This window comes from Aliivibrio sifiae (assembly GCF_002954715.1).
GTDB lineage: Bacteria > Pseudomonadota > Gammaproteobacteria > Enterobacterales > Vibrionaceae > Aliivibrio > Aliivibrio sifiae.
In genome coordinates, this window is record NZ_MSCP01000001.1 from 972,697 (window position 1) to 991,395 (window position 18,699).

22 protein-coding genes are annotated in these 18,699 nt (G+C 38.3%); 11 read left to right on the top strand and 11 right to left on the bottom strand.

Annotation, left to right across the window (positions count from 1 at the left end):
- Nucleotides 1-90: 90 nt before the first annotated feature.
- The 3 genes from rbsC to rbsD are packed head-to-tail and all read right to left on the bottom strand — an operon-like array spanning nucleotide 91 to nucleotide 3,020.
- Nucleotides 91-1,077, bottom strand: a complete 987-nt coding sequence (gene rbsC / locus BTO23_RS04255; RefSeq protein ID WP_060991147.1) for a ribose ABC transporter permease — start codon at nucleotides 1,075-1,077, stop codon at nucleotides 91-93.
- Nucleotides 1,074-2,588 (bottom strand): ribose ABC transporter ATP-binding protein RbsA, encoded by a 1,515-nt coding sequence (rbsA, locus tag BTO23_RS04260; protein ID WP_105063028.1) that lies wholly within the window; start codon nucleotides 2,586-2,588, stop codon nucleotides 1,074-1,076. Before rbsA ends, rbsC begins: the two co-directional genes overlap by 4 nt.
- A gap of 12 nt (nucleotides 2,589-2,600) precedes the next feature.
- Nucleotides 2,601-3,020: a D-ribose pyranase gene (gene rbsD / locus BTO23_RS04265; RefSeq protein ID WP_105063029.1), complete on the bottom strand. Its 420-nt coding sequence runs from the start codon at nucleotides 3,018-3,020 to the stop codon at nucleotides 2,601-2,603.
- A 304-nt stretch (nucleotides 3,021-3,324) separates the two neighbouring features.
- On the opposite strand from rbsD, the gene catB reads away from it, so the two are divergent.
- The 8 genes from catB to BTO23_RS04305 all read left to right on the top strand — a co-directional run bounded on the left by catB (nucleotide 3,325) and on the right by BTO23_RS04305 (nucleotide 8,991).
- Nucleotides 3,325-3,954, top strand: a complete 630-nt coding sequence (gene catB / locus BTO23_RS04270; RefSeq protein ID WP_105063030.1) for a type B chloramphenicol O-acetyltransferase — start codon at nucleotides 3,325-3,327, stop codon at nucleotides 3,952-3,954.
- A 209-nt stretch (nucleotides 3,955-4,163) separates the two neighbouring features.
- Nucleotides 4,164-5,195 carry a cytosolic protein gene (locus tag BTO23_RS04275; RefSeq protein WP_105063031.1) on the top strand — a complete coding sequence of 344 codons (1,032 nt, stop codon included), beginning with the start codon at nucleotides 4,164-4,166 and terminating at the stop codon, nucleotides 5,193-5,195.
- Between the two features lie 172 nt (nucleotides 5,196-5,367).
- Nucleotides 5,368-6,636, top strand: a complete 1,269-nt coding sequence (locus BTO23_RS04280; protein ID WP_061002525.1) for a DEAD/DEAH box helicase — start codon at nucleotides 5,368-5,370, stop codon at nucleotides 6,634-6,636.
- 131 nt (nucleotides 6,637-6,767) lie between these two features.
- Nucleotides 6,768-7,220 carry a hypothetical protein gene (locus BTO23_RS04285; RefSeq protein ID WP_060991141.1) on the top strand — a complete coding sequence of 151 codons (453 nt, stop codon included), beginning with the start codon at nucleotides 6,768-6,770 and terminating at the stop codon, nucleotides 7,218-7,220.
- A 53-nt stretch (nucleotides 7,221-7,273) separates the two neighbouring features.
- Complete coding sequence (locus BTO23_RS04290) at nucleotides 7,274-7,435, top strand: hypothetical protein (RefSeq protein WP_105063032.1); 162 nt, start codon at nucleotides 7,274-7,276, stop codon at nucleotides 7,433-7,435.
- 58 nt (nucleotides 7,436-7,493) lie between these two features.
- Nucleotides 7,494-7,946, top strand: coding sequence for a YccF domain-containing protein (locus BTO23_RS04295; RefSeq protein ID WP_060991140.1), 453 nt, complete (start codon nucleotides 7,494-7,496; stop codon nucleotides 7,944-7,946).
- A gap of 259 nt (nucleotides 7,947-8,205) precedes the next feature.
- Complete coding sequence (locus BTO23_RS04300; protein WP_060991139.1) at nucleotides 8,206-8,448, top strand: hypothetical protein; 243 nt, start codon at nucleotides 8,206-8,208, stop codon at nucleotides 8,446-8,448.
- Nucleotides 8,449-8,631: 183 nt separating this feature from the next.
- Nucleotides 8,632-8,991 (top strand): DUF4156 domain-containing protein, encoded by a 360-nt coding sequence (locus tag BTO23_RS04305; protein WP_060991138.1) that lies wholly within the window; start codon nucleotides 8,632-8,634, stop codon nucleotides 8,989-8,991.
- Between the two features lie 108 nt (nucleotides 8,992-9,099).
- Here the strand turns inward: BTO23_RS04305 and nqrM are convergent, their stop codons facing one another.
- The 3 genes from nqrM to BTO23_RS04320 are packed head-to-tail and all read right to left on the bottom strand — an operon-like array spanning nucleotide 9,100 to nucleotide 10,018.
- Entirely contained in the window at nucleotides 9,100-9,297 is a 198-nt protein-coding gene (gene nqrM / locus BTO23_RS04310) for a (Na+)-NQR maturation NqrM (protein ID WP_061011384.1), read from the bottom strand.
- Nucleotides 9,294-9,734, bottom strand: a complete 441-nt coding sequence (locus BTO23_RS04315; protein ID WP_061028735.1) for a NifB/NifX family molybdenum-iron cluster-binding protein — start codon at nucleotides 9,732-9,734, stop codon at nucleotides 9,294-9,296. The genes nqrM and BTO23_RS04315 overlap by 4 nt, the downstream gene beginning before the upstream one ends.
- Complete coding sequence (locus BTO23_RS04320; RefSeq protein ID WP_061002517.1) at nucleotides 9,731-10,018, bottom strand: DUF134 domain-containing protein; 288 nt, start codon at nucleotides 10,016-10,018, stop codon at nucleotides 9,731-9,733. Before BTO23_RS04320 ends, BTO23_RS04315 begins: the two co-directional genes overlap by 4 nt.
- A 224-nt stretch (nucleotides 10,019-10,242) precedes the next feature.
- Between BTO23_RS04320 and BTO23_RS04325 the strand changes: the two genes are divergently transcribed.
- Both BTO23_RS04325 and BTO23_RS04330 read left to right on the top strand, forming a co-directional pair.
- A complete protein-coding gene (locus BTO23_RS04325; protein ID WP_060991134.1) occupies nucleotides 10,243-10,587 on the top strand; it encodes a hypothetical protein in 345 nt (114 codons plus the stop codon).
- Between the two features lie 165 nt (nucleotides 10,588-10,752).
- Nucleotides 10,753-11,028 carry a nitrogenase-stabilizing/protective protein NifW gene (locus BTO23_RS04330; protein WP_060991133.1) on the top strand — a complete coding sequence of 92 codons (276 nt, stop codon included), beginning with the start codon at nucleotides 10,753-10,755 and terminating at the stop codon, nucleotides 11,026-11,028.
- A 19-nt stretch (nucleotides 11,029-11,047) separates the two neighbouring features.
- Here the strand turns inward: BTO23_RS04330 and BTO23_RS04335 are convergent, their stop codons facing one another.
- The 5 genes from BTO23_RS04335 to BTO23_RS04355 form a co-directional block, all read right to left on the bottom strand.
- Nucleotides 11,048-11,569: a MerR family transcriptional regulator gene (locus BTO23_RS04335; protein WP_105063033.1), complete on the bottom strand. Its 522-nt coding sequence runs from the start codon at nucleotides 11,567-11,569 to the stop codon at nucleotides 11,048-11,050.
- Nucleotides 11,570-11,585: 16 nt separating this feature from the next.
- Nucleotides 11,586-12,440 (bottom strand): DMT family transporter, encoded by an 855-nt coding sequence (locus BTO23_RS04340; protein ID WP_105063513.1) that lies wholly within the window; start codon nucleotides 12,438-12,440, stop codon nucleotides 11,586-11,588.
- Nucleotides 12,441-12,639: 199 nt separating this feature from the next.
- Entirely contained in the window at nucleotides 12,640-14,211 is a 1,572-nt protein-coding gene (locus BTO23_RS04345; protein ID WP_061011390.1) for an arylsulfatase, read from the bottom strand.
- Nucleotides 14,212-14,383: 172 nt separating this feature from the next.
- Nucleotides 14,384-15,289 carry an AraC family transcriptional regulator gene (locus BTO23_RS04350; RefSeq protein WP_105063034.1) on the bottom strand — a complete coding sequence of 302 codons (906 nt, stop codon included), beginning with the start codon at nucleotides 15,287-15,289 and terminating at the stop codon, nucleotides 14,384-14,386.
- A gap of 68 nt (nucleotides 15,290-15,357) precedes the next feature.
- Nucleotides 15,358-16,908 carry an arylsulfatase gene (locus BTO23_RS04355; RefSeq protein ID WP_065591250.1) on the bottom strand — a complete coding sequence of 517 codons (1,551 nt, stop codon included), beginning with the start codon at nucleotides 16,906-16,908 and terminating at the stop codon, nucleotides 15,358-15,360.
- 241 nt (nucleotides 16,909-17,149) lie between these two features.
- Between BTO23_RS04355 and BTO23_RS04360 the strand changes: the two genes are divergently transcribed.
- Nucleotides 17,150-18,697, top strand: a complete 1,548-nt coding sequence (locus BTO23_RS04360; RefSeq protein ID WP_061002509.1) for an arylsulfatase — start codon at nucleotides 17,150-17,152, stop codon at nucleotides 18,695-18,697.
- Nucleotides 18,698-18,699 lie beyond the last annotated feature (2 nt).

Genomic DNA, 18,699 nt, shown 5'->3' on the forward strand with positions numbered 1-18,699 from the left:
TCTGGTTGTGCCTATTCTTGTTTTAAACAGCAAACGAATTTATAGGGGTATCGTTATTTAAAATATGTTTGATTATATAATTATTAGGTATTACTTGTTTTTGTTATCCACTAGTACCGCCAGCAAGATAACCACAGCTTTGGCAATCATTTGGTAGTAAGAAGAAACATCTAATAGGTTTAATGCGTTGTTCAAGAAGCCGATAATCAGAGCACCAACTAGAGTACCCATAATGCGACCTTTACCACCCGCTAGGCTTGTACCACCAAGAACTACCGCTGCGATAGCATCTAGCTCATAACCCATACCAGCAGTAGGCTGAGCAGAAGAAAGACGAGAGGTTACGATTAAACCAGCCAGTGCCGCAAGTAGACCACAGATAGCGTAAACACCGATCTTAACGCGATCCACATTGATACCAGATAAACGTGTTGCCGATTCATTGCCACCCAGTGCGTAAACATAACGACCAAAGCGTGTGTGGTTTAGTAAGTACCATACTGAAGCAAATACAATAACCATCAACCAGATTGGAACTGGGATGCCAAGTGCATAACCTGTACCGAACCATGCAAAGCTGTCAGCTACATCAGTAAAACCAGTTGAAATAGGGCGACCTTCGGTGTAAACCATTGTCACACCACGTAATAACGTCATTGTTACTAGCGTCGCGATAAAGGCTTGAACCTTACCTTTAGCGATAATGATACCGCTGATTGCGCCCAGAGCAGCACCTGCAAGTAGTGCAGTAGGAACCGCAATCATTACCGGAATTTCAAGACCAATCATGGTTGCAGCAAAAGCACCACAAAGGGCTAATACAGAGCCAACACTTAAATCGATACCTGCGGTTAAGATAACCAATGTCATACCTACTGCGATGATCGCGTTAACCGAGGTTTGACGTAAGATGTTTAAGATATTGTCGACAGTGAAAAAGTTGTCATTCAAAAAAGAAACCACGACAATCAAAAGCAATAGCGCGATTAATGATTTTTGTTCAATCAGCCACTCTTTAGAGAAGATGCCGCCTTTCTTTTGTTGTGATTCTGCTGGAGTCATAGATTTAGTGCTCATGCTGTTACCTCGACGTTTTGCTCAACAGTTTTACCTACTGCACAAGCCAATAATTTTTCTTGATCGGCATCTTTAGCCATGAATTCGCCACTGATATGGCCTTCATGCATAACTAAAATGCGATCACTCATTCCTAATACTTCAGGCATTTCTGATGAGACTAAAATAATGCTCATGCCTTCCGCTTTAAATTGGTTAATTAATTGGTAGATCTCTTTTTTCGCACCAACATCAACGCCACGGGTTGGCTCATCTAAAATCAAGACTTTAGGGCGAGTCATTAAGCCTTTAGCAATCGCTACTTTTTGTTGATTACCACCAGACAAGTTCCCAATTATTTGGTCACGAGTAGGGGTTTTGATATTAAATAAGCGAATGAAATCTTCGACAGCAGTGACTTCTGCGTAGTGATCTAATTGAACCCCTTTCGATAATTTATCGAGTGAGCATAAAGACATGTTTTCTTTAACTGATAGACCTAAAACAAGTCCATCACCTTTACGGTCTTCAGAGATATAAGCGATGCCGTTTGCCAATCCATCACGAGGTGAGATTGGGTTAATCATCTTGTTGTTCAGTTTGATAACGCCGCATGTCATTGGCTCTGCGCCGTAGATGATTTTCATCAATTCAGTACGACCTGCGCCCATTAAACCTGAGATCCCAAGGATTTCTCCGCGATCTAATGAGAAGCTAACATTATGAACACCAGGACCAGATACATCGATAAGCTCTAGAGATTTTTCACCGTGTTGAACATCAATTCGAGGGTATTGCTCATCCAAACGACGGCCTACCATCATTTCAATTAGGATGTCTTCATCAATCTCGGCAACGACTCTTTCGCCAATGAATTTACCATCACGAAGCACGGTAATATCATCACAGATCTCGAAGATCTCTTTTAGACGGTGTGAGATATAAACAATGCCGCAACCTTCATCACGAAGCTCATTAATCACTTTAAATAGAGATTCAGTTTCAGTGTCTGTTAGTGCATCTGTCGGCTCATCCATAATGATAACTTTAGATTTGAACGACAGAGCCTTTGCAATCTCAACCATTTGTTGTTCACCTAAACTCAGTTCACCTAATAGTTGACGTGAGTGGTGCTTTACATTTAGACGTTTAAGTAGGGCATCGGCATCACTGTACATTTCAGCCCATTTGATACCACCAAATGCATTGGTTTTCTCACGGCCTAAAAAGATGTTCTCAGCAATCGTCAGTTCAGGAATAAGGTTCAGTTCTTGGTGGATAATACTGATACCAGATTCTTGAGAATGCTTAGGACCATTAAAGTTAACTGCTTTTCCTTCGTAACGGATTTCACCTGTATCCATTGCGTAGATACCCGTTAATGATTTCATTAAGGTCGATTTACCCGCGCCATTTTCGCCCATAAGAGCCATGACTTTGCCGGGATAGACATTAAGACAAGCGCCGTCCAGTGCTTTTACACCGGGGAAGGCTTTCTCAATGCCGTTTAATTCTAAGATAGCTTGAGTCATAACGTGTCCTATTTAAAATACAACGCCAGATTGGAAAATCACGTTAGCGTAAGGAGTGCATTCGCCCGTGCGAACAATGGCTTTGCTGTTACGAGTATGGACTTTGAATTCTTCATGAGGAGTATATGAAACCGTGATTGGCTTACCACGCAGTTCTTCCTCAAGGTGAATTAGGCTCATTAGCGCATCGTGTAATTGTGGGCTAACGGTTTTGAATTCTTTAGCAACAATTACGCCTTCAATTTGCATTTCAGAAAGCGTTGCTTTTACGGTATCAATAAAGGTTGGTATTCCCTGAACTAATGCCAAATCGATTCGTTGTGATTCTTCTGGAACAGGCAAGCCGGCATCACAAATCGTGATTTCATCAGTATGGCCAAGAGTGGCGATTACATACGATAACTCAGCATTTAGTAGTGTATTTTTCTTCATGAGAATACCTTTAGTTAATTAATAATGAACACATACTGCTTGTTTAATGCTCATCGAAACGTTTGCGTAAACGTTTCGATGGTGAATCTAGAGCAAGAAATGGCACATTGCATCAAGGAATGTAACTAAGTGTGATCAAACGCAGAAATCTAATTGATGAAAGACTAAATAAGAGATCTTGGTCAAATTTTGGTGGGTGGGAATAAAAATATATACATAAAGAGGAGGTCGTGAAAATTAAGCTAACTTAAACGAATCAAATGTTATGATAGTAAGGTTATAAGTTTAAAATAGAGAATGTGTAGTGAACAATTATTTTGAAAGCCCGTTTGTTGGAAAATCATTAAAAGAACAAGTAACGAATCCAAATATCATCGTGGGTGAGCACTGTTACTATTCAGGTTATTACCATAATCACAGCTTTGATGATTGTGCGCGCTACTTGCTGGCAGATAGAACCGATATTGATAAGCTAATTATTGGCAGTTATTGTTCAATTGGGTCTGGTGCTGTATTTATGATGGCAGGCAACCAAGGGCATCAAAATAATTGGGCAAGTACGTTTCCATTTTTTTATCAAGATAATGAAAACTTCAGTGACGCTAAAGATGGTTTTGAGCGTTCAGGTGATACTGTCATTGGTAACGATGTTTGGATTGGCACTGAAGCGATGATAATGAGTGGTATCACTGTTGGTGATGGTGCCATTATCGCAAGTCGAGCAGTGGTGACTAAAAACGTTGAACCATATTCTATTGTTGGTTCAAACCCTGCCAAACACATTCGCTATCGTTTTACCGAGAATGAAATATCACAACTGCTAGAAATGAAGTGGTGGCAGTGGAGCGATGAGCAAATCAAAGGAGCAATGAGTTTACTCTGCTCAGCAGATATTTCTGGTCTGTATTTATATTGGAAAAACAGTAAGAATTGATAGCAATGATGGACTCATACCACTGGTTCATAGCTGTCTAGATCTACTGCGTTATAAAAAGAAAACCAAACAGAATGCCAAGTTGTGTCTATAACTTGGCATTTCTGTACCGAAATCATTCCAACTGTAATTATTAGTGTTCAAACTAATATTTTCGTTTAACGGCCATCTTTGATACAATCTCGCGCCTGTTTTTGATGGAAGATTAAATGAAATTACTATATTGGTTAGATGAGTGGTTAACCAACTCACGTTCAGAGCAACAAGCACAACTGCCAATGTCTGGTGGAGACCTACTAGATAATGTGTATGTTAAATATAACTTTGTTGATGTGAACAAGCCGCTATTATTCACTTTTTCTCCTGCTGGTACTAACGTACAAGAGCAAGATCTGCATGAAGATTTTGCACCTTGGGGTTACCATTTAGCGCAAAAGCAGCAAGTGAATGTTATCTCTTTCCAACACTTAGGAAAAAGTAATTGGTTTCGTAGCCGCAATTTAATTTTCTTTTTAGAACAATTAGCTACCTTGCTTGAACCTTTTACTTATCGTTTGGGCTATGGCCTGAGTCGTGGTGGTTTCGCTGTCGGTGCTTTTGCAAATTTATTGCAACTTGACCAAGTATTGCTGTTTCACCCTGTAAGTACTAAAAACCAAAAAACGGCTCCTTGGGATGATCGCTCTAGTACCGAAATTGCACAGCAGTTTGATTGGGAAGGTGATTACCACGATCTTGATTTAGGTAAAGCGAAGGGGTACATCATTTATGACCCGACCAATCGCATAGATCGTTTACACGCTAAACGTTACCCAGAACTGACTCACTTACGAGTATTTGGAATGGGCCACGGAACTCACGCAACGTACTTAAATAAATTTGGCTTTTATAAACAAGTTGCCGTCGATTTCATTCGTAATCAACAGATTGATATTGCTCAGTTCCGCCAGCAAACGAGAACATTGCGCTTTAAAGAAGATTATTACAAACGTCTCAGCAAAGTGAATTCAAGTTCAGAACATCGTTTGGGTCTTTTAAGTAAAGCTCATAATATTCTGATTGATGAGAAAGAAGAGCATGTGCAAGAGCATCAAGCACAAATTGATGTACAGCCGCTAATTGATATCGCAATTAGACATCAAGATGAACACCCAAAAGATGCGATCAAATTGTTGGAAATGGCTCAACAATTAGTACCAAATGATCCTATAGTTGAACATAAACTGAGACAGTTACTGTAGATCTTATTTATTGCTTGATTATGAAAGCGCCCCGTATTAGATGGGGCGTTGTTGTATTCAGAGTATGGTTTTTATCGATAGAGAGCTTTGTATTGCTGATTTAATTCACTTTAGAAAGCAAAAATAAGTTAAAATAGTCGGCTATTATCTTAGCTTTGAGCCCTTTATATTAATGAGCACTATCACAACTCCAGCCAACTTTACTGAACTTGGCCTTATTTCTCCTTTGTTAGCACGATTAACTGAGTTGGAATACCAACAGCCAACGCCTATTCAAGCGCAAGCTATCCCAAGTGTATTAACTGGACGTGACTTAATTGCAGGGGCAAATACTGGCTCAGGTAAAACAGCAACATTTGCATTACCAATGTTGCAGCAAATCGCTGAACTTCAGCAATCAGGCAAAACACAAAACTCTAAAGGCAACTACGTTACAGGGTTAGTATTAGTTCCGACTCGTGAGCTTGCTAAACAAGTTGCTGATAGCATTAAATCTTATGCAGTACATTTTAACGGCGCAATTAAAACAGTTTCTGTTTTTGGTGGTGTATCTGCTAATACTCAAATGCTTTCCCTACGTGGTGGTGCCGATATTTTGGTGGCAACGCCAGGTCGATTATTGGATTTGATTTCAAGCAACGCGATTAAGCTTGATAAAGTAAAAACCTTAGTACTTGATGAAGCCGATAGAATGTTAAGTCTTGGTTTTACTGATGAGCTTAATGAGCTATTAGCACTGGTACCAAAGAACAAACAAACATTGTTGTTCTCAGCAACGTTCCCTGAAGAAGTACAAGTATTAACTCAAGAATTATTGAATAATCCTGTTGAAATTCAATTACAGAGTGCAGACGCAAGTACACTAGTACAGCGCGTATTTACCGTTAATAAGGGTGAAAAAACCGCAGTTTTAGCTCATTTGATTAATCAGAATGAATGGCGACAAGCGCTTATTTTCGTGAATGCGAAAAACAGCTGTAACCACTTAGCTGATAAGTTATCTAAGCGTGGAATTACTGCTGAAGTATTCCATGGTGATAAAGGGCAGGGTGCTCGTAGCCGTGTTCTTGAAGCATTTAAAGCGGGTGAGATTGAAGTATTAATCGCAACAGATATTGCAGCGCGTGGTTTAGATATTGAAAAGCTACCTGTTGTTATCAACTTTGATTTACCAAGAAGCCCATCAGATTACATGCATCGTATTGGTCGAAGTGGCCGTGCGGGTGAGGTAGGTCTAGCGTTATCTCTTATTGATTATGAAGATTACCATCACTTCAAAATTATCGAAAAGAAAAATAAAATCCGACTTGAGCGTGAGCAAATTTCAGGCTTTGAGGTAGATGAAGAGATCACAGATGCTTTATTAGAAGCAATTAAACCGGTAGCAAAACCAGAAGGTACTGGTAAAAAGAATAAAAGAAAATACCCAGACAACTGGTAAACATGACGTAACCTATTAAATTAAAATGAAAAGCACTCGACACTTAACCTTGTCGAGTGTTTTTGTTTTAATGGTACTATTGAAAGGTGAATTTAGACAGATATAACTAAGATTATTAGGGAGAGGCTTGTATGAAATTGTTGTGGATACCTTTTTCATTGTTCTTGTTTGGTTGCAGTGAGCAACCGCAGTTAAGGCCAGACATACATCAAGCGGTTTCAGTTGCGCTTGAACATAACGCACCAGATTTTGATGTGGCTTATACCGATTTAAATAGTGATGGACTTGAAGATGCGGTTGTTATGTTAAAAGGCATGAACTGGTGCGGTTCTGGTGGTTGCTCAATGTTGGTTTTCCAAAATACGGGAGCAGACTTTACTCTTATTTCTAAAAGTACAGTCACTGGTAGGCCAATAAGTGTTACTAAGACAAAAAATAATGGATGGAATGATTTAATTGTTTGGTCCAAAGGGAAAGGGAATGTACTCATGATATTTGATGGTAAGAACTACCCAAGTAATCCTTCTTTACAGGAAGGTATCAGTGAAGAGGATATCTTAAAAGCGAAAACTATTTTTAAATAAACAATATATTGAATCTAGATTCAAAGTAAATTTGAAAAATATAGGGTATCTCGATGAGAAAGTTTTATACAACCGAAGGTAATACCGCTTCAAAAAAAAGAAAAGAAGCCTATCCCATTCTCGCTTTGTGTGAAAAGTGTGTCACTCAATATATAGTGATTAATGAAGGGGAAAGAACCTATGATGAATGTGCAAAATGTGGTGCTGATGATTAATTACGGCATTGATTAGTTACATTGGTATAAATAATCGTATTTAAGTTAAGGAAAGAAAATGAGCGCAATTGGTAATTTAATTTGGTTCCTTTTTGGTGGTGTATTCATGGGGTTGGCTTGGTGCTTCTTTGGCATTCTTGCTTTCATTAGTATTATTGGTATCCCATGGGGAAGAGCGTGTTTTGTTATTGCTGGTTTTTCATTTTTTCCTTTTGGAAAAGAAGCGATTGCGCGTGATGAATTGACGTTAAATGAAGACATTGGGACGGGTAGCCTTGGTTTTATAGGTAATGTTCTTTGGTTTATTTTTGCGGGCTTCTGGTTGGCAATCGGACATGTCATATCAGCAATTGCGTGTTTTGTTACTATCATTGGTATTCCATTTGCGATTCAGCACTTGAAACTTGCGGCGATTTCGATAGCTCCTATTGGACAGACAATTGTAGATAAAGAAGTTGCAGCAGCCGCCCGTAATGCAAATGCAAGAGCAGAAGCCGATAAGTGGCGATAGCTATCATATAAAAATAGTGTCGATAATATATATCTAGTTATCGATACTATTTATTTTATTCATAATTTATGAGCTAGGTCTTTAATATAAGTAAATGTTACTTTAGTATTAAATAAAAAACTAGAGAGATATTGTTAGAGTTGCGAAAGACAATACAAAAAATAGAATTAATTCATATAGTATAAACATTGCTAATAAAAATATGTGATGATGTTGATTCAATAAAATGTCATTTATGATTAAGGTAATGAGGTGTATTATGACAGATATGGCAATATCAGGTTATCTTGGATGGTTATTTTTATTATTGATTATTTACCCTTTTGCGTTAGTTGTTATTAATATTGCATGTTATGAGGTGGCTCGAAAGAAGGTGACTTTTTGGTTTAATATAACTTGTTTTTTATTGGCTGCTTTTCTTTTGGTTATGCATATGAATATAGAAATAATTTATGGAAAAGATTTACTAGATGCTTGGTATAGCGCGAATCCTAGTGAATGATACTTTATAAATCAGAAAATGTTATTTAACAGATGTATTAATTGAAAATAAGAGTCAGTGTTATGTTTTATCGGCATATTACTGACTGTCTCTTATTAAATTACACTCCTATTCATTTTTCACTTGCCAGTGGCGTTTTTTTCACTAAAATCGCGCAACATTTATTTGGTTAGTGATTATTTAATGAAAACGCTAATAGCTAGTGTAGTACTAGCATCGACTATGTTATTAACAGGCTGTGTAACTTTTCCAACTCAAGAATCAAAAAAAGTAGACGTGATTTGGGATGAAGTTGATGCAGTGAAAGAGTGTAAACGCATGGGTATCGTATTTGGCTCAGAAGGCCATTTTTATGATTACTGGCTTCATGCAGATAAAGATATGGTTTGGGGAGCGTTAAATCAAATGCGTATTAAAACTGCGGCATTAGGTGCTGATACATTATATTTGTTTCAACCTCTTAATTTTTCAAGCTCAGTTACTATGTTTGGTAATGCATACTTGTGTGATAAAAAAGAAGAAGCAAAACCGTCAGTAGAATAATAAATATAAGTAATCATATTTAAACGTTTTATATTAAATAAGCAGTGAAGATAGTTAACCGCCACTGCTTATTTTTAATTGTACTAATTGGAAGTGATAAGCTTTAATTTATTTATCTGTAGGCTCTGAAATTTGATAAAACTTGTGTTCATCGCAAGTTGTTTCACAGTTGCATACTTTATTAACTCCAACATTATTTAACCCGCCACAGCTACCTTGAATTTCTTTTCGTCCAAAGATAACGCCTAATGCCATTAGTAAAATAACAAGCATAAAAACGCCAAAAGTAATGAATAGGGTATTCATTGTTTTACTCCAAGTACTGTAAATTGCCCATTAAATTTTTGTAATGGTTTTAGCACTGTTGGCTTTATAGTTGCCGTTTTTTTACAGCAGTTTTGTTTATTATTTTTACATGGGCGACCTTGTGAAGGATCGGTTAATTCTGTTAGTTCAGAAAGCTGCAGGGTATCTAGTGACATGCGACCTGACGTGCGAAAAACACGAATATTAGCATTAAGTAGTTTTGCTAATATTTTCTGTCCAATATTTCGAATTAAGACAACGTCGGTTTGCTGTTCTTGTAGTAGCGTAAGTATAGATTTCTTACCATTACAACTATTATTATTTAATGCTGGGTTACTTCTTGCTATAGAGTTTATTTTATCAGTAAAAATAAACGCCTCCGCTTTTGAAAAGTGCCCTGCAATGCGTTCATTTTGATAGGGAATTGCAAATATCATTCTTCTGTCTCCGTTTGGAGCATTAAGGCTTTTCCTTGTACTAAGCAACTCGTTACTTTGTATCTTGCTTGTTTAACAATATTCCCAAAGGTTTGACGAGAGATCATCATTTGATCTGCTCCTTCTTGTTGGCTGAGCCCTTCAAAATCGGCTAGGCGTAATGCCTCTAATTCCTCTGCAAGTAACTCAATTTGAGGTAACTCAGTTGTTGGTATACCATTTGGCTTAAAGCAACTGTAGGGCGCTCTGCCACAGATCCTGCGGCATTTTTTAGGTCTAGCCATGAATGCTCTCCATTAAATACAGAGTTAGTATAAGAGTATTTATAGCATATGCCAATAACTATTTTTGGCATATGCTATAAACTAGAGCTGATGTCAGATTAAAAAATAATCACGGCACTATTTTTCTTTACTTAGATCAACTGGTTTGAAGAAGTAGTAACGACAAAGAACCCATTTTTCGTTATTATTCGGCCTAATTAGAATAATTTAATTGGCTAAATATTATGAAAATATCTGTTGATGGTGGCTCTTTTAAGGTTTCAGTTGAAACTGAATACGCAGGGTTAGTAGTTGAAGCGACTAAGATTTTTCACACAACTCGTGAGCAAGCAGGATCAAACGATAAAGCAATCTTACGTTTTCTACAAATCATCATTGAACACCGTGAAGATAACGATGCTATTGGTTACGCGTCAATGGGGTTATTGGGTTGGTATAATGAGGTGATTTATTCGGTTGAAGATAAAGATATTGTCTTAAATTTACCTAAGATCTTACCGCATTTGTTGAATCCAGCGGGCGATTTAACCGCAACAAGTGCAACAGAAATGAATACTTTTAAGCACTGAATATCGTGTTTAAACTAAAATAATAAGCAGTGCCCTTAATACCCAAAATATTGAGGGCATTTTTTTGGTCGTTTATTAATATAAATAATGGAATAGACGTGTTACATCAATAATTGAATATCCATTTACTTTACACTAGCGAAAATAAAACGTCACAGGTAAATAATGAGCCAAGAAGAGATTCAAAAAACAATAGCGAGTTTTACTAAGATAGAGCAAGCATTAGACCATTTTGATATTGGTTTTGATAGCCGTTTTATCGATGAGAATCGCTTACAATTAATGAAACGCTTTAATGGGTATTTGTTACTAACAAAGCCGGATGATTGGTTCTCTGCTCGTCGTGCGCTTAAAAACGCGTACTGCAAGGTGCAGCGGAGTTATTTAAGTAAACATTCGCGCTCTGCCTGTCGGGGTTGTACTACGTGCCAACGTCGATAGTATCTATATAAACAATAGGTTAAGAATTAAAGCGTTTACGTAATACCACTATTTCTTTTTCTTCTATCCCTAACGACTCTAGAAAAATTTGATGTGCTTCTGGTTCTAGTTTCTCAAATTGAATATGCCAATTCACCATATCTTCATCACTTAATCCTGAAGTTTTCATTAATTCTGTCCAACGCTCTTTTGATAAAATATCAGGAGTCATTTTGGTGTCTTGATTTAATACAGTAACAATGGCTTTTTGCTGCTTTCTTAATTGCTTAATTTCATCTTCTAGTGCGTTGAACTGTTTTCGAAGTACCTGCTCTTGTTCTGGCTCACTTTCGCTTTCAAGTATAGGGGCAATTTCGCTAACAGGAACACCAAAAGAACGATAAGAAAGAATACTCTTTAATCGTACACATTCTTTTTTCCCGTAGGTTCTATAGCCATTTTCAGTACGAGTGGCAGGAGCAAGCAAGCCTGCTCGTTCGTAATACAAAATCGTGGTACGAGAGACATTGTATTGACGAGCAAATTCGGTAATTGTCAGCATTATTTTCCCTTTATTTTTAATTCGTTGCCGTTGCTTTTATATGAGTATAAAGCAGGGGAATAAGCGCGCTTGAGAGTAAAACGATCGCGCCAATAATAGCGAGATCATTGGGTATTTCAGCAAAGATAAAAAAGCCTAAAACTAATGAGTAAAGAATACTCACATATTGCACATTTGCAACGATGTTAGCTTCAGTAAATTTGTACGCGGTAACCCCAATCCATTGACCTACTGATGATAAAAGACCTACAAGTATGAGTAAATTTAGTTCGGACCATGTTGGCCATTTCCAATTGTAAATAGCAGGGGCTAGAGTTATGAAACCGACAAAGAGAGCTTGATAAGCTAATAAGGTGATTTTAGGTTCCGTTGTTGCTACTTTGCGAACACAAACGACAGCAATAGCTGCTCCTAATGCACTGATTGCACCCGTTAGAATAAAGGGTGATGCAATATTATCAAGCTCAGGCTGTACGATCAGCATTACGCCAACAAATCCTATTAAAATAGTTAATACTCTAGAAGGGGTCATCCTTTCTGATAAAAAGGTTCTAGAGATTAGTGCAACAAATAGGACTTGTAAAAAACCTAACGCCTGAGCATCAGCAAAAGGTAAATTACTTACAGTAACAAAGCCAAAATATAGAGAAACAAAGGCACTGAATATTCTTAATGTGTGCAGTTTTATTTTTTTAGGTTTCCGTAATACCTCGATGTTTTTCTTGATTGCAGGCAAGAGAACAATGATGAAGACTATCTGCCTAAATAAGAGGATTTCGAAGGTGTCTATAGTCGCGCTAAGTAGACGAACTAACATGCCAGATAAAACAAAGAGGGCGGTAGAAATTAAGGCAAGAGATATGCCTTTCAAGGGCGCAGGGACCGTAGATTGGAATGCGAATAACTTTTTGATAAGCATGAATATCTCACTATATTAAACGTGAACGTTTGATTAAGAGAGTATTTTGAACCCGTTACCTGTAGACGGGTCAATAATAGTTGTAAATTATTTATAATAAAAAGCCCTCAACGTTTGACCATTGAGGGCTAGATTGTCGCGGTTTAATGAACTACTTAACGTTTAAGCTGTTCATTTGTTGTTGTAATTTATCTAGCTGTTGCATCTTCCCTTGCAGTTGAAGTGACTGAGAACTGATTGCAGCAGGGTTCATTAACTGACCTGATTGCATTGGGTAGTTAGGTAGCGTGCTAAAGAACTCTCCTAGTACGTCTTGCATTGGTACAAATAACCACATGTTATCAGCCATCCAGCGTAAGTACATGCCTGATTCATGCGGTGCTTTTTCAAATGGGTCAGCACGTAAGTGGATAATTTGGGGCCAGTTTGGTTCTAGACGAACGGCATTTGAAATATTACCTTCCATTACAGCAAAGTTAAGTTTCCAATCTTTCCAACGAACCGCATTTAGCTCACCATTTGCAGTGAAGTACAGTAATGATTCACGAGGTCCTTTATCTACTTTTCCTTCAAACAGTGGTTTGAAATCATAACCATCGATATGAACTTTGAACTCTTTACCATTTGCTTTGTAGCCTTTAGCTAATTTCTCTTTTACGTTTGGAACACCAGCAGCATCAAGTAGCGTTGGCAGCCAATCTTGGTGCGCCATCATCTCATTGATTTTAGTTCCAGGCTTGATAGTACCAGGCCAACGAACAAGTTGAGGAACACGCATTCCACCTTCCCATGTTGTGCCTTTTTCTCCGTAGAATGGTGTTGCACCACCATCAGGCCATGTTGCTGTTTCTGCGCCGTTATCTGTTGAGTAAATAACGATGGTGTTATCAGCTACACCTAAATCGTCGAGTTTATCGAGTAAAATACCAACTTGGTCATCGTGCTCAAGCATACCGTCGGCATAGATACTAATGCCTGATGCACCTTGGTATTTCTCCTGCAGACGAGTCCAAACGTGCATACGAGTGGTGTTGTGCCAAATGAAGAATGGTTTATCTGCTTTAACGGCTTTTTCCATGAAAGCGAGTGATGAATCTAAGAACTCTTCATCAGCATGTTCCATACGCTTACGGGTCATTGGGCCTGTATCTTCAATCTTACCGTCTGCGTATGACTTAATTACACCACGTGGACCATAAGTTTTACGGAATTCAGGATCTTTAGGGTAGTAGTATGTTTCTGGCTCTTCTTCCGCATTTAAGTGGTAAAGATTACCGAAAAACTCATCAAAACCATGATTGGTTGGTAGGTGTTTATCTTGATCACCAAGGTGGTTTTTACCAAATTGAGCAGTCATGTAACCTTGTTCTTTAAGAAGATCCGCGATAGTTGGAGCCCAATCAGGAATACCGTGATCAGAGCCTGGCATACCAATAGTTAATAAGCCCGTACGGAAAGGTTCTTGACCTGTAATGAAAGCGGCACGCCCTGCTGTACAAGATTGTTGTCCATAGTGGTCAGTAAAAAGTGCGCCTTCGTTTGCGATACGGTCAATATTTGGGGTTTGATAACCCATCATGCCTTGGTTATAAGCACTGATGTTCCAATACCCAACATCATCCCCAAAAATAGCAAGAATGTTAGGTTGAGAAGCTGCGACTGCTGCACCTGATGTGGCAAGTAAGCCGACACCAACAGCGATCTTACTTAAATGATGACCCATAAAGAACTCCAAATTAGTTACGATTAATTATCTGCACTCTAAATGAGAAATAATAAATCGTCGCTTTATAGGCGTTATAACCAAAAGTTATTTTTAATTGTAACTATTTGATTCTAATTAATTTTACATGCTAATTGGCAGCGTTTTGGTTTCAGGTGAAATGAGAGCTTTATCAAAGAGTTTCAATTGGTAACTCCTTAAAAATGGTAGAGTATCTGCTGGCATAACGAGACCATCGGTAAACATCACTGACGATGGCAGCTTCGAATACCGTTACAATTTCAGGTCGCTTTAACGCTCGGCGAAAGGCAAACAGTTTACTGATTTGTTCGAACTCTTTTGGGGTAAAACCAGTGATGTATTTAAATGCATTTCGAATGGTTTTTTCAGATATATTCTGCTGCTTGGAGAGAAGTTTGATCGCCTCGGTGGAAGACATTTCCATCATAAAATTAATGCATTTTGGAATAAAATCTTTTCTTGATAACTTACTTCTACCAGTTGGCGCTTCTTGGCGCATAGGGGTCGGGTGAAATGCGAGTAATTCTACAATCCGAATGAGTAATATAGCACCAATGTTTACGGTATTATCAGGAAAGGATTTAGCCGCTTTTTGGGTGATTTCTCTTAATTCTTGAGCATAATTTACATCGATACTTACTGGTACCATGCTATGACAAAGTTGGTTGAATTTTTTGTTGTTGCTTTTTATATCACACACTAAAATTGGTGAATTGGCAGGGATCTGAAAACAAAAAGGTAATTGGCTTTGCTCTGAGATTAAAGCGAATTGATTATTTTTACACTCAATGCCATTCAAGCGCAAACCACCGCTATTAACATCTAATAGTAATAACGTTTTTGAATGGGGTGATAATGGTAAGTGAAAACTAAATAAAATGATTGGATCTGGACTTTCGAATAAATAAAAATTAACGTTATCTCGTTCTAGATATTGAAAGGTAAAGTTTGCAGTATCAAGCGTAGAGGAGAAATTGGGGATTAATGCTTGCCCATTAAATAATTCCCACAGTTTTTCGCTAAATTCATCGAATGTGAAGTGATTTAGATTTGTCATTTTTTACCTTTAAAGCTAATTCAATCATAAACAGAGCCCAGAATGAGCTCTGTTTATTTAGGTGTTACTTATTTACCCGCGTTGGATATTTTTTCCATATTCATCATTTGATTCATTACTTTATCAACTGAGAAACTAGGGATTTCTTGACGTGGAGGGAACTCTTTGAAGCTCTGAAGCATTTTGGCAACTTTAGCCTGCGCAGGAACAAATAAGAACACATGATCAAATGCCCATTCATCATAACCAAACCCTTGATCTGCTTTTTCATATGGGTCAACTTGTAGATCGAAAATCATTGGCATACGTAACGTAGTAAGTTCACGAGTCCATACTTCCCAACCTTGGTGCTCTTGTATTTTAAAGTGTAGCTTCCAGCGACCATCACGCATTGCAAGTAGATCACCATCATCCGACCAATAGAAGAACTCTTTACGTGCACTTTCTTTTGATTTTCCTGTTAGGTAATTGACTTGGTTATAACCGTCTAGGTGATTTTTGTAAGTCACACCATTATCGGCTTTGTAGCCTGTTAATAATTCTTTCTTAATCTCTTTATTACCTGCGATAGCAGCTAGGGTAGGTAGCCAATCTTCACCTGCAAACATTCCGTTAAGTTTTGTGCCGGGTTTTATATGTCCAGGCCACTTCACAACAGCTGGAACTCGGAATCCGCCTTCCCAGCCAGTGTTTTTTTCTCCTCGGAATGGGCTGAAAGCGGCATCAGGCCAAGTGGCATTCATTGGACCATTGTCGGTGGTATAAATAATTATAGTGTTATCATTGATACCAAGATCATCGACCTTATCTAATAATTTACCGATGATATTGTCATGCTCAACCATGCCATCTGCGTAATCACCAAGGCCTGTTTTTCCTGAGTTTTCGGCTTTTATGTGTGTTCGTGCGTGCATTCGTGTGGTGTTATACCATGTGAAAAATGGCTTATCGGCTTTTACTGCTTTCGTCATGAAGTTGACTGCGGCATCTAATGTTTCTTCATCAACGGTTTCCATGCGCTTACGTGTTAGAGGGCCTGTGTCTTCAATTTTCCCGTCAGCGTATGAGTGAATAACGCCACGAGGACCAAAGTCTTTACGGAAGTTTGGATCTTTTGGATAATCAGGATTTTCTGGTTCTTCTTCTGCATTTAAGTGATAAAGATTACCGAAAAATTCGTCAAAACCGTGGTTGGTTGGCAACATATCATCATTGTCACCAAGATGATTTTTACCAAATTGCCCTGTGGAATAACCTAAATCTTTTAAGGTTTGAGCAAGGGTAATATCTTCTGCTTGTAGACCTTGTTTTGCACCAGGCATACCGACTTTAGTTAACCCTGTTCGGATCGGCATTTGTCCAGTAATGAATGCAGATCGCCCAGCCGTACAAGACTGCTGACCATAATAAGAGGTAAAGAGAGCGCCATCGTTTGCAATACTATCAATATTCGGCGTTTGATAGCCAAGCATACCTTGGTTGTAAGCTGAGATATTTCCGTAACCAACGTCATCTCCAAAAATAACGAGAATATTAGGTTGCGCTGCTGCATAGGCAACATGCATTCCTGAAATGACTATTCCAGTAGCAATAGCAGTTTTCTTTAGTATTTTATTCATGAATTTTTCCTAAAAGAATGTATCTATATATCTGTGGTTTTCGATTAGAAGAATATTTGAAAGAAACCCTTATCATCCTGTAAAAACGGAAATAACGCTGTATTGGAACTGGTTATGTTGCTCATATCTGAAAGTTATAATTAGTATTGTAAATAAAATGTTTATTATTTTATTGAAAGTGTTTACTTTGTGAACTATACATTAATCGATGCTCTTTTATTAAAAGGAAACAGGAGTTTATATGGAAGTGAAAAAGGGAACAAAACGCCGATTAAGTATTCTTGGAGCCGTATTAATGGGTGCTTCTGGGTACACTCTTGCTGCTGAGAAGCCAAATATTTTGGTTATTTGGGGGGATGATATAGGCCAATCAAATATCAGTGCTTATACTTTTGGTCTGATGGGGTATAAAACACCGAATATCGATAGTATCGCCAAAGAAGGGATGATGTTTACTGATTACTATGGTGAGCAATCATGTACTGCAGGACGTTCTACTTTCATTACTGGGCAAAGTGTTTTACGCACAGGTTTGAGTAAAGTTGGTTTACCTGGTGCAGATATTGGTCTGCAAGCAGAAGACGCCACCATTGCTGAAGTGCTAAAACCAATGGGGTATATGACTGGGCAATTTGGTAAAAACCACCTTGGTGATAAAGATGAATTTTTACCGACAGCGCACGGATTTGATGAGTTTTTTGGCAACCTTTACCATCTAAACGCTGAAGAAGAACCTGAGAATATTGATTACCCTAAAGATCCTGAATTCCGTAAGAAATTTGGTCCTCGTGGGGTTATTAAATCTTATGCTGATGGCAAGATTGAAGATACCGGTCCTCTCACGCGTAAGCGTATGGAAACGGTTGATGATGAAACTATGGCCGCTGCGATTGATTTTATGGGACGAGCAGTTAAAGCGAAGAAACCATTCTTTGTATGGTGGAACGCAACTCGAATGCACTTTAGAACTCACGTAAAACCAGAGCTTCAAGGTTCAACTGGTATCAGTAATTACGCTGATGGCATGGTTGAACACGATAATCACGTAGGTGAAATTCTAAAAGCCGTTGATAATCTGGGCATTAAAGATAATACCATCGTATTTTATTCTACCGATAATGGTCCACACATGAACTCGTGGCCTGATGCGGGTACAACCCCATTCCGTAGTGAGAAAAATACCAACTGGGAAGGGGCATACCGTGTTCCTGCCATGGTTCGCTGGCCGGGTAAAATTGAACCGGGTGTGGTTTCTAATGAAATAATGCACCACATGGATTGGCTACCAACATTTGCAGCGATTGGTGGTAACGACAATATTAAAGAAGAGTTGAAAAAAGGAACAAAACTTGGCAACAAGAGTTTCAAAAACCATCTTGATGGCTACAACTTCCTACCTTATCTAACGGGTAAAGAAGAGAAAGGCCGTCGTGAAGAGATCTTCTACTTTACCGATGATGGCGATCTAGCAGCTCTGCGTTATAACAAGTGGAAAGCGGTATTCATGGAGCAACGAGTGAAAGGTACGTTGCAAATTTGGGCTGAACCGTTTGTCACATTACGTGTGCCTAAACTGTTTAACTTACGTATGGATCCATACGAAGTTGCTGATGTAACATCGAATACTTATTACGATTGGCTGTTAGACCATGCGTATATGTTTGTTCCAGCACAAGCGTATGTGGGGAAATACCTAGCGACATTTGAAGAATTCCCACCTCGTCAAAAAGCGGCAAGCTTTAGTTTGGATCAGGTTATGGAAAAACTTCAACAACCGCATAATAAGTAAGT